The organism is Cerasibacillus sp. JNUCC 74 (assembly GCF_053667775.1).
Genome location: NZ_CM132207.1, coordinates 1,294,960 through 1,309,492 on the forward strand (window position 1 = coordinate 1,294,960; position 14,533 = coordinate 1,309,492).

Genomic DNA, 14,533 nt, shown 5'->3' on the forward strand with positions numbered 1-14,533 from the left:
CATACATCAGGAAACCCGTTTCTACATGATTTATGAAAAGAAGCGTTTGTAGTTTAAGCGCTCATGCTGCTAGCAAACTCGAGTGCTTGCACGTTGTTGTCTAGCTTATGCGCTAAGCAAATTTGTATCCCGCATGTAAGGTGTCGTAAGACTCCCCCTTCAAGATCTTGAGTTGATACAAAAGGTCTAGGTGGGAGAAAACGACACCTAAATGCCCGATTCGTTTCAAGGGCCTTTAGGTCATCCCCCCTGAGGGCTAACATTCAGTAGGAGATGGAAGATTGAATGAAGTTTCACTTTATCACTTTTAATGATAATTGACGAGCTTTAAATCTGCGATAATGAGATTGGTTCTTTTGGACTATCTATCCAAAATGCTATACCGTTACCTTTTTTCATGTTCACAGTCCAAATCGTTTTCTATATCTATGTATTCATTGGTTCTGAAGCCTGTTACACAGGGATTGCACAGTATCGAAAAAAATTAAAAAAGAGACTATTATTTTCTGGGAAATGATGTTACAATAACGTTGCATTTGTAAATTTTATGTAACAATATTAAAAAGAGGTGAAAAAAATTAGGAATATAGTACTAAAGAGATCCTTCATTTGGCTTCTATCCTTTTTGTTGGTGTTCACATCTGTACCACTTGACGTTTTTGCAAATGAAAGTAACACAAGTGAACAGAAAGACACAGCGGAAGAAAGAATAAATAGTGAGGATCATAATCAGAATGTTGAAGAGATGGAAAGTCCTGCACCAGAAACAGAAATGGTTGAAGAAAGAACAGAAAATTCGAAATTATTCGATAATGGAGACGGGACATTTACCAAGAATATTTATTTTGATCCTGTCCATATTGAAGAAAATGGAGAATTAACGGAAGTATCTACCAACCTATTAGAGACAACACTTGGAAATGAAAAAGTCATTGAAACAGAGAATACGCTATTGACTTCTACGTTCTATGAAGAAATGAAGAATGGAGAATATGCTGTTTTTGAACGAGACAATGCGTCGATTACTTTTTCTATCTTGGAAGCAGCGGGGAAAGATCGAAAGGTAAAAGTAACGGATGTAAATCCTGTTTTTAATGAAAATAGTATCACGCATAAGGGGATTTTCCCTGATATTGATTTGCGAAATATGACGTTTAATGAAAATGTTAAAGAAGATATTGTCTTACATTCGTATAAAGGACTTCATACATTTACGTTTCACTTAAAAACCGAATTAAATGGCGAAGTGCTACCAGATGGTTCCGTCGCTTTTTATAAGAAAAAAGAAGACAAGCCGGCTTTCGTACTTCCTGAACCGTTTATGACTGATTCTAATATCGATGAATTGTCTTCAGAAACAGCACGTTCTGATAATGTAACTTATGATCTAGAAAAGACGGAAGATGGGTATTTCCTAACGGTTACGGCAGATGAAGAGTGGTTGAAAGATCCTGATCGAGTCTATCCCGTTTATATTGATCCAACTACGTCATTAACTACCAATTCAGATGCATTTGTGATGAGTGCTTATCCAAAGACAAATTATGGAACGGCGACAAAAAAGTGGGATGCCAGTCAAAAACAATATGTATTGAAAATCGGCAAATATGATAATACGACAGGCACCAATTATGCTTTTTTAAAACAGAATATTTCAAAGATTAACAAAGCAGTAATCGATTCGGCTACATTGAATGTATACGTTACTCATGCTTATTATGGTTCCAAGAAGAATGGGCTATGGCTAGATGAAGTCACAGGCAATTGGTCTAGTTCATCTTTGACATGGAATAATAAACCCGGATCTAAAAATATTGGAAATGTGAATGCTGGAAGAGATGAATGGGTACGATTTAATGTCTTACATACCGTAAAAGCTTGGGCTTCCGGGAAAAAAACAAATTATGGTTTTAAGCTTCATGCGAATGGAAACGGAAAGACCCATTGGAAAAAGATTGTTTCTTCCGATAATTCGACACTAAAACCATACTTGTCCGTTACGTATCATTATGAAGCTCCGCCTGCTCCTAAAGTTACCGCAGTATCAAACGGAACTGGAACTGGCACCGGGCATTTAAATATAAATTGGAATAAAGTTCCAGGATCGACAGGATATAAAGTATTATTATTTAATGGCAAGAATTATCAAGCTTTTCATGTAGGAAATGTGACGAACTGGTCGACAAAAGGAAAGAAAATATGGCCTACAAACGCTCAAATCGCTGCCGGAGCGTATGCGCTGAAGACAAATAAGACAGGAACCGAATTGGCATTTAATCCAAATCCGGTTTACAAGAATGCAGCAGCGGATGGAGGAACTTATCCGAATGCTCGCAACTATTGGGTACGAATTGTAGCTGTATATCCGGGTGGTGATAGTCCACAATCAGCCGCTACAAGAAGTTATATGCCGATGGAAGTTCCGAAAGCTCCAACTGGGCGTCCCTATGCAAATGCAATGAATGAGAAGTCAGGTTATGTCAAATTGAATTGGGAAGCTGTTGATGGAGCAGACGGTTACAAAATTGGGCTATACAACGGAAAAGAGTATCAGGAAGTTGCCACGGTTGGAAAGGACACATTATCGTGGTCAACCCAAAACAAAGGATTATGGACGACAAAGGCACAAATTGCTGCAGGAGAATATAAATTAAACGTTAAAGGCGGAGGAGCTGAGCTTGCAGTTGATCCGTCACCGGTTTACCGAAATTCCAAGGGAGCTTATCCAAAACGTAAAAATTACTGGTTTCGGGTAAAAGCATATAGTAAAGCTGGTCATACAGAGAGTAACTGGTCAGGAGCCTTTACACCAACGATTCCAGGTGCTGAAGATTTCTTGGGAATGGAAGACTATTGGACGGAAATCGATGTACCAAATGGCACCGTCAATGCTGCTACAGGAAATTTAATTATCGATGAGACAGATTACGAAATTGATGGGCGTGGACCGGGGCTAAGTATTGGCAGAACGTATAATAGCCTATCCGTCAACAAAGGGATCTTTGGATATGGCTGGCATAGCGATGCGGAAATGAATATAAAATCAGAAGAATCCTATGTGAAATTTACGGATGAAGATGGCACGATTCACAACTTTTTAAAGAAATCGGATGGAAAATTTGAAGCTCCAACCGGTGTCTATTTGGAACTGGAAGAAACAAAGACGGACTATATAATCACAGATAAAGAACAAACGAAAATATATTTTGATAAAACAACCGGCAGAATTAAAGAAATTCGTGATGCGCAAAAAGCAAGCAATAAAACGACCTATACGTATACGAACAATCAATTAACTGCGATAACAGACGCCTCAGGAAGAAAGTTGACATTGGAATATACCGACGGACTGGTATCCAAAATCACCGATCCTAAAGGAAGAACGACTACTTTTTCGTATCAAAATGATCTATTAGTCTCTGTCACGAATGCTAATAAAGAAACGACAACCTATGCATACAATGGAAATAAGCAATTATCGAAACGGATTGATCCAATAAGTACAAAGGAAAAGCCGGTTCAAACGGTATACGAGTATGACGCTTCCGAACAACGCGTTCACAAGATAACGAACCCGAAAGGAAAGACGACAACCTTTACGTATGATTTGCCTAAACGAACACTTCTTGTCACGTATCCAAGAGGGAATAAAACGTTCTATCAGTATAATGCACAGGCCAATCCTGTCAAACAGATCGACGCCTATGCACCAGAGAAAACGGGCCCTAATGACAACTTGGAATCCAGATACGAATATGAAGGAAATAATCTCGTTAAAGCATGGGATCCAAAAGATATCGGCAAAACAGCTACAGAAGCATATACGTATGATAAAAATGGAAATGTGTTGACGGCAACAGACAGTTATGGAAAAGAAACCTACCAATACAATAAAAACAATGATGTAACCGAAGTTGTGGATACAGAAGGAGAAAAAACAACCGTTGCCTATGATGGACTGAATCCGATTTCGGAAACGGATGAGGCAGGAAATGTATCTTCTGTATCATCATACGACCAATATGGAAATGAAATTCAATCCAGTGCAGCATTGTCTGCAACCAATAATTTGATTTCCAATTCAAGTTTTGAAGGAAATCATAATAATTGGACAGTTAGGCTGTCTAAAGATAGCGGCACAGCATCCGTTGTGACACTTCCGGAAAAAGAATATCAAGCGCTCGGTGGAAAACGAGCTGTCAAGCTAACGTCTAATTCTACAACAAAAGGCAGCGAATTGGGATATGCAGCCATCACGCAGGACATCCCTGTGGAGCCGAATCAAACGTATACGTTCAGTGCAGATATGAAAACACAGAATCTTAAAAATGCCAAAGCTTTTTTAAACGTTCAACAATTAAATGGCAATACTCGGGTTCAGTGGAATGATAACAGATACTCTGCACTAAACGGCACACAGCCATGGACGAAACGACAGGTAACCTTTAAAACGGCGTCGAATGTAAATAAGGTCAGATTATATTTAGAAATTGACCACAACCATCCGACGACATCTGGTGAAGCATGGTTTGATCGCATCCAATTAGAGAAAGCAGACGTGTCGTCATCGTATAATCCGATCTTAAACAGCGGGTTTGAGAATGGATTAACCAATTGGTCGAAAACAACTGGAACAGCAACGATTGATCAAACAAATGCTTATGATGGAAAAGCATCCCTTAAAATGGCTAGAACTGCCGCTCAGGATGGAATACAATATAAACAAGTATTTAACATCCATCAAGCCACCGATTCACCGAAGCCATTTACGGTTACAGCAATGTCAAGAAGCAGTAAAGTAACAAACACGAAAGAAAATACACCCAACAAAGATTACGCCATCTGGGTGAAAGTTTTATATGCCGATGGAACGTCAGAAGACAAACAAGCCATGTTTCCACTAGGCACACAGGAGTGGAACCGTGCGGCTGTTTATATCCAGCCTACAAAGGCGGTACAATCGGTTGAAATTTACCCGACGTTTAAAGGAAATAATTCCGGGACAGTATGGTTTGATTCGATTCGTCTAATTGAAGGAAATATCCTTTCTTCGACAGTGTATGATGAGAAGAAAAACTATGCAGAAACAGTCACAGATGTCTTAAATCGGAAAACACAGAGTAAATACGATGAAGTAGGAAATCTGATCCAAGAAACCGATGCGAAAGGTCATAAGAAAACTTATACGTATGATGCCAATGATGAGTTGAAAAAGGTAGACTTGCCAAACGCATCCACGGTTTCCTATGATTATGATAAAAATGGAAACAATACAAAGAAAACAATTGGTGTCGGTGAGAAAAAACAACTATTTTCCTATGCATATGATGAAGATAATAAAGTTACATCGGTCGTCGATCCATTGAATCATAAGACCAGTTATGCGTATGATGATAATGATAATTTAGTAGAAACAACTTTACCAAACGGACAAGTCATTAAAAATACGTATGATCAGGCAGATCGCATCGATAACATCTATTATAATAATGACCTTGCATTTGAATTTGTTAAAGATAAAAATGATAACGAAACAGTCATTGTTGATAAACGCAACCAGCTGAAAAAAGAACAAGGATTTGATGCGAAAAACCGCATGACCAGCCAAGTCATGAAGAAAAATAATGACACCATCGGAACGGTAACTTGGAAATACCCGAATGATTCCGATAAGCTTGAATCAACGAAATTTTCACATGGTGGAACAGAGCAAACGACCAGTTACTCGTATAATAAACTAGAACAAAACACCGCCGTTAAAAACAACCAGCGTACATTCCGACTGGATTATGATGAGTTAGGTAATGTCACAACCTATTCGCCAGACAACGGTGTTGGAACGACCTATGTATATGATCGAGCTGGACAAGTTATTTCCATGTCAACCAACAAAGCAGAGTCAATTGGGGAAATGACAACCATTATCGATGAAACTTACACCTATGATGCAAACGGCAATCGTACCGAGGTTCTTTCCCATAACGGAAAGAAAGAGACATTTGCGTATGACCAGATGGATCAATTAATCCGGGAAACAAAGAAGGATGGCTCCGTCAACGAATATAAGTATGATGGATTTGGCAATCGAATTTATCAAAAGATTGGCAACAAGGAAGCTGTTACATCCACTTACAATATACAGAATCAGCTAACAGCCTATGGAAAAGAAACCATCAAATATGACCAAAATGGGAACCGAATAGAAGATGGTACGTATACGTATGAATGGAATGCAGCCGATCAACTCGTAGCTGTTACGAAAAAAGGAGAAAGTACTCCGTTTGCAGAATACAAATATGATGACGACGGCAGAAGAATTCAAAAGAAAGTAAAAGGTACCATCACCAACTACATCTATGACGGGGACAGCCTGAATGTCTTGTATGAAACAAATGCCAAAGATCAAGTACAGCGCTCTTATGTTTACAGTGCAGGCGGTCAATTACTGGCACTGAACAAACATAACGGTAATAAAGTATCGGATACCTATTATTATCATTACAATCCGCGTGGTGATGTGATTGCTTTAACCGACCAATCAGGAAATGTTGTCGCAAGCTACGAATATGACAGCTGGGGTAACCCACAGGAGTCAAAGCGAACCGGAATAGCACTGGAGAATCCATTCCGCTATGCAGGCTATCACTATGACGAGGAAACAGGACTTTACTATTTAATAGCAAGATACTATCACCCAACCCACAGCGTTTTCTTATCACTAGACCCTGATCCCGGTGATGACGATGATATCTTGACGCAAAATGGGTATACGTATGCGAATAATAATCCGGTGATGTTGGTAGATCCGGATGGTGAATGGGCGTGGGCTGCAGTTGGAGGCGTTATTGGAGGAGTCTCTGCTTATAGAGCAGCTAAGAGAAAAGGAAAAAGAGGATGGAGGTTAGTTGGTGCCACTGTTGGAGGAGCAGCTTTTGGGGCTGTTGGAGGTCGTTATTTAAAATTACTTAATAGAGCGTATAGAGCTAAGAAATATACAGGTAAGGCTACATTTTATAAAAATGTGACAAAAAAAGGAGCAAGAGTTAGAAACATTAATACAAACATAAGTATTCGATCGTTTCAAAGGAACCTTAAAAAATCTGGTTATAAAAAATCTAGAACGAAAACTAAAAGAATTTACAACTTTAGTAAGGGCAGGAAAAGATATTCAGTTAGACCATACTCTAAGTCAAGAGGAGCCACTGCCGAATATTTCCCAAAAGGAAAAGGTAAAGCAACGCTTAAAATAAGATTAAAATAAATGAGAGGACATGCATAATGGAAAGAGATATTAATGAAATAGCCGAAGAGTTGTTTTATATACAAAACAGTTTCCCAATGAAGGTTTTTAGAAAGAGAGGTCAAATTTTATTTAATGACTTCTATCTTATGCTGGATGAAGAGGTTTGGCCGCAGTTACAGTATTTGGCAAAGATGAACGGAGATACTAATATACAAATAGCCGATATATCCCAATTAAAAAAAAGGTTATGGAAAACTGAAAGAAAGTGTAAAATATTTTCTATTCCCATCTCCATGAATGCGAATGAATATATAAATATACTTGATGAAAAAGGAATTATCGTAGAATCCGAAAAAGTAATCTGGTTTTCTTCATCTGCAAATTGGGGAATATGGGCTGAAAGATCTTGGGATATTAGCGCTTTGTTTATCAGGCTAAATACTAATGATTTTTATGATTGGGTTTCTTTGAATGAAGACATTATAGAGCTTATACAAGATAAAAAAGTAAGAGGTAAAAAAGACGAAAATATAGAGATACTAAGATCAAACTATATATGAGTAAATAGTTTTTATCTAAAGATAAACCAGGAAGTTATCAAATAAATCCTCTCTTTCTCCTAAGTTAAGCGTAAAATTTGTTCTGAAGGTTTCTTGTACTGAAAGGAGCGAAAACACTGTAAAATTGCCTTTTAGGAGTAGAAGATGAGGGAAGACCACTAGAAATCGGTATTCATGTATAAGTTTCAAACTATCTTTAGGTTTCGCAATCAAGTTTTAGTCAAATGGAAAAGGCTAGCTAACAAATTAGTCAGGTTTGTGCTATGAAGATGAACGAAACTGAACAACTCGATGAGCATCTTACAAGCAATAGGAAAAGTCCATATTTTGATTAATCATGTCCATCAATTCAAAATCCGAATAATGTTCGATGTTTAGGTTCTCTGTCAATTTGTGATGGTGGAAAATCTCCACCATCTCGCTTGACTTTACATAGTTTTTCTCTTGCACTATAGGAAAGTATAAAATTTTAGGGCTTATAGTATAAGAAAAACTACAGCTTTCGTTAAAGACTCGGCGACAAGCCGAGTTTTTCTAATCACCAGAATATTCCTTTTTCATTCGTTTACAGTGCGGAAGGTCAATTACTGGCACTGAACAAGCATAACGGAAATACAGTATCGGATACCTATACCTACCATTACAATCCGCGTGGTGATGTGATTGCTTTAACCGACCAATCAGGAAATGTTGTCGCAAGCTACGAATATGACAGCTGAGGTAACCCATTGGAGTCAAAACGAACCGGGATTGCACTGGAGAATCGATTCCGCTATGCAGGCTATCATTATGACGAGGAAACAGGCCTTTACTATTTAATGGAAAGGTAATATCACCCAACCTACAGCATTTTTTATCACTAGACCTGATCCCGGTGAGGATAACGATACCTTGATGCAAAACGGGTATACGTATGCGAATAACAATCCGGTAATAATGGTAGATCATGGACATTATTGGGTGTACGTTGCAGCTGCCTTTATTGGAGGTGCCTCACGTGCAGGGAAATATTATCTCAAAAATAAAAGACAAGGGAAGAAGTCTACTTGGAAAGGCGCAGGGAAACATTTTCTAAGAGGTGCTGGTAAAGGTTTGATGTGGACAGGTGCGGGTAGAGCACTCGGTTTTATTTCTAAAGGAAAACTTGTAATGAGAGCAATCAAATCGAAAAAAGTCAAGAGTAATTTTAAACAATATAAAATGCATGCTAAAAGATTAGTAACTAAGCCTAAAAAACATTTGAAAAAAACACCTGTAAGGAGGTTGGAGGGAATTAGAAAGGCTAGAAAAAATTCTCTAAAAACTAGATTAATTAGAAGCTCAAATGCATTAGAAGAAGATAGGGGATACAAATGTGTTAGAATTTTTACTCGATATTTTGATAAGTTTCATGGTGTTAGGAATAACTTTGTTTTCAGCTCACATAATAAAAGCTAAGAGCAGTACCCTAGAAAATATTGTTGCGATAACTGGATTGTTTGGGATTTTTTTAGTAGGTACAGGTATGTACATTGGAGGAAGTGTGTCTGTACATGCATATCACTATATAATATTTATAGTACAATTGATTATTACAGGCCTTTTATTATTACTCTACCGTCTTTTTAAAAGGGGGGGACCTTCAAAATTAATAAATATCTGTTCAATTTTCTTAGTCCTAGTTAGTCTTTTAACTTATGTTTACTATATTATCGCGAGTTTTATTTATTATTAAAATTGAGCATTAGCGCAAGTAATTGATGTCAAGATTTCATAAGGATCATAGAAGAAGAACCCCAAAAAAACAGAGGCCACAAGTTACTGTGAGGGAATAGAGTACGTATTTTTTACACAAAAAAAACATTACTCGCATAAATTAAAAGATTTTAATCATAATAGAAGTACCCTGTGAATTTGAACTGCAGTATGTCGATTTTATTAACTCTCAATAAGAAGCTCCTTATGAAGTAGGTTCGATTAAATAGGACAATAAAACGAGCTTTTGGTTAAGGTTATCTATACCTAGATGTAAATAGGATTAATCCGAACAAAATAGAATGGGGTTCAATTGTATCCGATTCTATTGTATGCAATCAAGGTAAAAAATTAACTAATTTTTCACTGTGTATAACCTATATGTTGTTCTCTTGTAAAATCCAGTTGTTTTAAAAAAAGGGTAAGGGGCTATCATCATCACAGATAAAAGATAAGGAGGATATTATTATTGAAACTTTTTTCAGTTTCAACCTACCCATATAAATTATCAGCTAATCTGATAGATTTTAAAGAAGACGAGACTACTACGTTTACCTGTGAGCTTAAATATAATTCGTTAAATAAAGATTTCATATTGAATAATGTATCTTATATAAAAAATGATTTACAAGAATTTTCTGTAAAGATAGAAAAGTTATTAAAGGGAACAATAATTGAATGCAGCTTAATAGATAACTGTAACATTTCGAATATTACGATTCGAAACAAAGATAGTTATTTTAATATAATTTTGAAAGGTAAAAAAGGAAGTACCCAGTGTGCTGTAGAATTTGAACAAAAAGCTGATTATTTTTTAATAGATTCGATAAAAAAGGAAATTAGAGAATTTCTTTCTGTTTTTTAAAGGGGGAGGTAGTTTGAAGAGTTTTACGATAAATGATAAGACGATGCAAATAAAATTAAGTAATTTAAAAACTAGTCCATCCGATGAATTTGATGGGGGCTTTTATTTTATAAGTGAGTTAATAGGACAAGGAGAAGACTTTTATCTAAAAATTGAAGAAATTGAATTAAATCTTAGATTTTATTTAGAATGGCTTAATTTATGTAACGATACTAGAAACAGGGAAGAATTAGTTTCTTTGGACGGAAGATTTAAGATTGTTGTCAATAAAAAAAATAAACATTTCACAATGAATTTTATTTATTCCGAAATCGATTATGACGAAATAATTTGTCTAGCAATACAATTTGATAACGATGAAATCAAGAGTTTTAGAACGAAACTTCAAAAGTTTATTGCCTATTATAATTAGTGAACCATTCCGGATATATGTTGTGTTGTTGAAAAGCCATGGAGAGCTGATGATTTTTGGGGCTTGTGTTTTATAAAGGGGTTTTCTCCATTCAGATCCTCCTCTAAGGTTCTGTTGTGCGTTGAATTTGGTAGGAGGTAATTTTTGTACCATGTTATGATACAGACAGCAAGTTGGGTTTTAAGCAAAAAATCATATATAGATGAAATAGAGCAAGAGATGAGGGGGGAATATCATGGCAATCATAAAGGATAAATCAACTGAATTTGAATTGTTTCCTGGAAAATATGAGGAGGAGATAGATGATCCTTTTATACTGTCTATATTTCGAATAACGGTAACCAATAAACCAATGATCAATTTGTATTCGCCACTTAAATATGGAATAGCAAAAAAAGATATAGACTATAGAAACCATGGAAATCCTGAGAAACATCCAGTTGTACCCCATGTATATCATTGGTCATGGAAAAAGGTCAGCAAGGTAGAAATGGAAACAACCATTGAAAAGGAAGCGAAAAAAATGAGGATTTTGTTTAATCATACAGATTCCACATCAACGGATAACCACCCTTTTTCATTAAGCGATTTTTTAGGCGCTTTTGATGAGGATTTTATTACATCTCATAATTGGATATTTAGTGATATGGAAGCCTATGTACAAACAGATGGAGAAGAAGTTGAAGACCATATTTTTTATCAAGAAAGATTCTGTATTTCTGGGGATAAACTAGCTTATTATTTAACTAATTCCTATATTCTTATCGTTTTTGGGTTAGTTATAGCTGTAAAAAAAGGTTCTGTAGAGATTAGGAAAGAGAATTATCCAAAATTATTAGGGAATATAGAATTTTGGGAGATAGACTATGAACCGTCTATAACTAATTATGTTATTGAAATCGGATTTTTTGATAGTAGTTTCAAGTAAATCACCTGTATTAATTAATAAAATTCAAAAAAAGTACCCTGAATTTACGGAGTATCATGCAGACAATCTAGATTAAACCATTATTTAATCTGTGTTCATTTCTTATTAAAAAACTTTAGTTGGGGAGGTTCTCTCTTTCATTATATAATGATGTACATAAAGTAATGCCTGCTTACAAATCCATGAGGGGGAAGGATTACACCTTGGTTTAAGAGAGCTGTAAAGTTAGAGTGAAAAGTAAGATGGAATAATCAATGATAAAAGCGCTATGTTCTTATGTTTACAGTGCGGATGGTTAATTGTGGTGCTATATTTTGCTTACACTGAGTTAAGTTAGATATAACTTTAAGGAGGTGTTGTTCATGAGAAAGGATGTACAATTTTATGGGCGGACAGATAAGGGGATAGCGTTTAACTAGCCGATCAACTGCGTGGTTCACCTGAATTTTAAACAGAGGTGGTTTAGACTTGCATCATTTAACATTGAAACCTATTGACAAAAATAATTGGGAAGAAGCTATTCACTTAAATGTGAAAGCAAAACAGCAACCATTTATAGCATCCAATCTTTATTCTATCGCAGAAGTTCAATTTCTGGATGATTTTGTTGCGAAAGGTATTTATCTTGATCACAAGATGATTGGATTTGCGATGTTCGGAATAGATCCTGATGACCATCAATATTGGATTTATCGACTGATGATTGATGCGACATATCAAGGAAAAGGGTTGGGCGCACAAGCTGTGCAGCTTATTATTGAAGAGTTGCGACAGAACAAGCAAGCAAACATTCCATATGTGATGATTGGTTATCATCCTGAAAATCTTGCAGCGAAATTTGTTTATCAAAAGGCTGGATTTAAAGAGACTGAATTGGCTCCTTGGGGCGAACAACTGGCATCTTTGAGATTATAATGAGAAAGCAAGCGAAACCATTACCCGCCATACGACTAGCGAATGGCGGGTAATGGATGACTTTTAAGTAAAACGATTTGTATCACGCTTTCAGGGTTTTTTTTGAATCACGATTTTCCGATACATCCCATTCAACATAATAGATGTATCTTCTTTTACAAGTAGCGTTTCTTTGTTTGTATCTTGTAATTTTTCAAAGTTGATACCAATATCAGTACCTAATAACTGAATGAACGGTCTGATGATTTTTTTAAACGTAGAAAGCTCTTTGCCTTTAGGTGCAAATTTATCGAAAATAATAATTTTACCCTCTGGTTTGACCACTCGAACCATCTCTTGTAAACATTTATCGGTATCAGGGACAACTGATAAAATAAGACTTCCTACAACTACATCAAATTGATTATCTTGAAATTGCATATGCTGAGCATCCATTTTTAAAAATTGTATGGAAGAATCTTTGAATTTAACTTTCGCCTTGTTTAGCATTTCGGTTGAATAGTCAATTGCGGTAATTGTTGATTCTTGATGGTGGACTAGCTCTAAATCTGCGCCAGTTCCGACCCCGACAAATAGTATTTGTTGATGATGGGAAAAAGGTTCTTCGTGAAATATTCTCTTACGGGCTGCGAGAAATTTCCCTGTATTAAAGAACGTATCGTAAATAGGTGACCAAAGTTTATAAAAAATTTCATTCCAACGATTATTCATGCTTCACCTCTTTTTGTATGAATCTGAAATATTTTCTACAATTCAGCTTCATATAATAATTTTAGCATAAGGGCATTTCATATACGAAGACAATTACGACAACCTCTATCTGACTAAATACATTATACCTTGAGTGGTACAACGATTTAAAACTAGTAAAAATACTAGTTAATAATAATATACGAGGACATATAAATACTATAAAGGGTATTAAAGTTTCAAAAAATGTATCAAACAAAAAATCAAAAAATGTCTGGGAATCTTATGTAAATAAAAGAATAAACAGAATCTGGCGTTTGACTTGCAGTTAGATCGTAAGCCTTTTCTCCTAGGTTGGTTACACTTTGTAGCATAGAAGGGCGGTCTTACTGTCAGTTATATGCGGGATAAAAAGATTGAACTTTACGTTAACGTAAATGGTAAACTATTATTGTCGGAAAATTTAATCAGGAGGGTGCCATGAAAAAAACAGAGCATACATTTGCGATTCAAGAAATAGCAGAACGTTTTGGAGTCACTACAAGAACGATTCGTTATTATGAGGATATTGGCATCTTGCAGCCTAGGAGAACAAATGGCGGGCAACGGGTTTTTACTAAAAAAGAAATAGTACAACTGCAGCTTATCTTTCGCGGTAAAAAATTTGGCTTTTCATTAGAAGAAGTTAGGGAAATGATTCGTCTGTTTGACCAAGACCCTACCGGGAAACAACAATTAAAAAGAACGATAGAGTTTGGGTATACAAAACTGGAAGAAGTGGCGGCACGAATAAACGAATTAGAAGAAGTTCGTGCGGAAATGGAAAAATATATCATTACTTTTCAAAAAAAACTAGCAGAGCTAGAGGGAAATGGTAGTGAATAGTTCAAATTTAACCTGCTCATCAGGCAAGGAAGCTTCAAATCTGAAGCTATTATCACTCCGCAAAAAAGATTAACCTATTTGGAATGGGACACAGAGAATTGACTAGTAGTTTATCGACATTAGGAATTAGTTTGGAGGATAAAGCTGTTTTACCACATGTCAAATATCAAAGAGTTTCTCATCACGTTATTTGCTGATCAGCGTTTAGGAGGAATCATTGTTGTGATTCATGCAAAGATGGTTTATCAATAAGCTTCCTATAATTGTAAAGCATTGTGATGCAAAAGCTTTTAGCATACAT

9 protein-coding genes are annotated in these 14,533 nt (G+C 36.1%); 8 read left to right on the plus strand and 1 reads right to left on the minus strand.

The features are described from left to right. Positions 1–631 precede the first annotated feature (631 nt). The 7 genes from JNUCC74_RS05660 (at position 632) to JNUCC74_RS05690 (ending at position 12,657) form a co-directional block, all read left to right on the plus strand. Positions 632–7,261: a DNRLRE domain-containing protein gene (locus tag JNUCC74_RS05660; protein WP_454067842.1), complete on the plus strand. Its 6,630-nt coding sequence runs from the start codon at positions 632–634 to the stop codon at positions 7,259–7,261. A 17-nt stretch (positions 7,262–7,278) separates the two neighbouring features. Continuing rightward, on the plus strand, positions 7,279–7,803 hold the full coding sequence (locus JNUCC74_RS05665; protein ID WP_454067256.1) for a hypothetical protein: 525 nt from the start codon (positions 7,279–7,281) through the stop codon (positions 7,801–7,803). An 891-nt stretch (positions 7,804–8,694) separates the two neighbouring features. Then, complete coding sequence (locus tag JNUCC74_RS05670; RefSeq protein WP_454067257.1) at positions 8,695–9,240, plus strand: hypothetical protein; 546 nt, start codon at positions 8,695–8,697, stop codon at positions 9,238–9,240. Between the two features lie 766 nt (positions 9,241–10,006). After that, positions 10,007–10,402 (plus strand): hypothetical protein, encoded by a 396-nt coding sequence (locus JNUCC74_RS05675; protein WP_454067258.1) that lies wholly within the window; start codon positions 10,007–10,009, stop codon positions 10,400–10,402. A gap of 13 nt (positions 10,403–10,415) precedes the next feature. Further along, positions 10,416–10,814, plus strand: a complete 399-nt coding sequence (locus tag JNUCC74_RS05680; protein ID WP_454067259.1) for a hypothetical protein — start codon at positions 10,416–10,418, stop codon at positions 10,812–10,814. A 235-nt stretch (positions 10,815–11,049) separates the two neighbouring features. Beyond that, on the plus strand, positions 11,050–11,742 hold the full coding sequence (locus JNUCC74_RS05685) for a hypothetical protein (RefSeq protein ID WP_454067260.1): 693 nt from the start codon (positions 11,050–11,052) through the stop codon (positions 11,740–11,742). A gap of 468 nt (positions 11,743–12,210) precedes the next feature. Continuing rightward, on the plus strand, positions 12,211–12,657 hold the full coding sequence (locus tag JNUCC74_RS05690; protein WP_454067261.1) for a GNAT family N-acetyltransferase: 447 nt from the start codon (positions 12,211–12,213) through the stop codon (positions 12,655–12,657). A 90-nt stretch (positions 12,658–12,747) separates the two neighbouring features. Here JNUCC74_RS05690 and JNUCC74_RS05695 read toward each other — a convergent pair whose 3' ends face one another. Further along, positions 12,748–13,368 carry a class I SAM-dependent methyltransferase gene (locus JNUCC74_RS05695; protein WP_454067262.1) on the minus strand — a complete coding sequence of 207 codons (621 nt, stop codon included), beginning with the start codon at positions 13,366–13,368 and terminating at the stop codon, positions 12,748–12,750. 459 nt (positions 13,369–13,827) lie between these two features. On the opposite strand from JNUCC74_RS05695, the gene JNUCC74_RS05700 reads away from it, so the two are divergent. Beyond that, the gene (locus JNUCC74_RS05700; protein WP_454067263.1) at positions 13,828–14,232 is read left to right on the plus strand and encodes a MerR family transcriptional regulator; all 405 of its coding nucleotides are present in this window, start codon (positions 13,828–13,830) and stop codon (positions 14,230–14,232) included. The last annotated feature ends 301 nt before the right edge of the window (positions 14,233–14,533 follow it).

Bases quoted from the DNA above. Each gene is read 5' to 3' on its own strand.
- JNUCC74_RS05685 (WP_454067260.1), top strand. From the start codon at position 11,050: ATGGCAATCATAAAGGATAAATCAACTGAATTTGAATTGTTTCCTGGA.
- JNUCC74_RS05695 (WP_454067262.1), bottom strand. From the start codon at position 13,368: ATGAATAATCGTTGGAATGAAATTTTTTATAAACTTTGGTCACCTATT.
- JNUCC74_RS05700 (WP_454067263.1), top strand. From the start codon at position 13,828: ATGAAAAAAACAGAGCATACATTTGCGATTCAAGAAATAGCAGAACGT.
- JNUCC74_RS05665 (WP_454067256.1), top strand. From the start codon at position 7,279: ATGGAAAGAGATATTAATGAAATAGCCGAAGAGTTGTTTTATATACAA.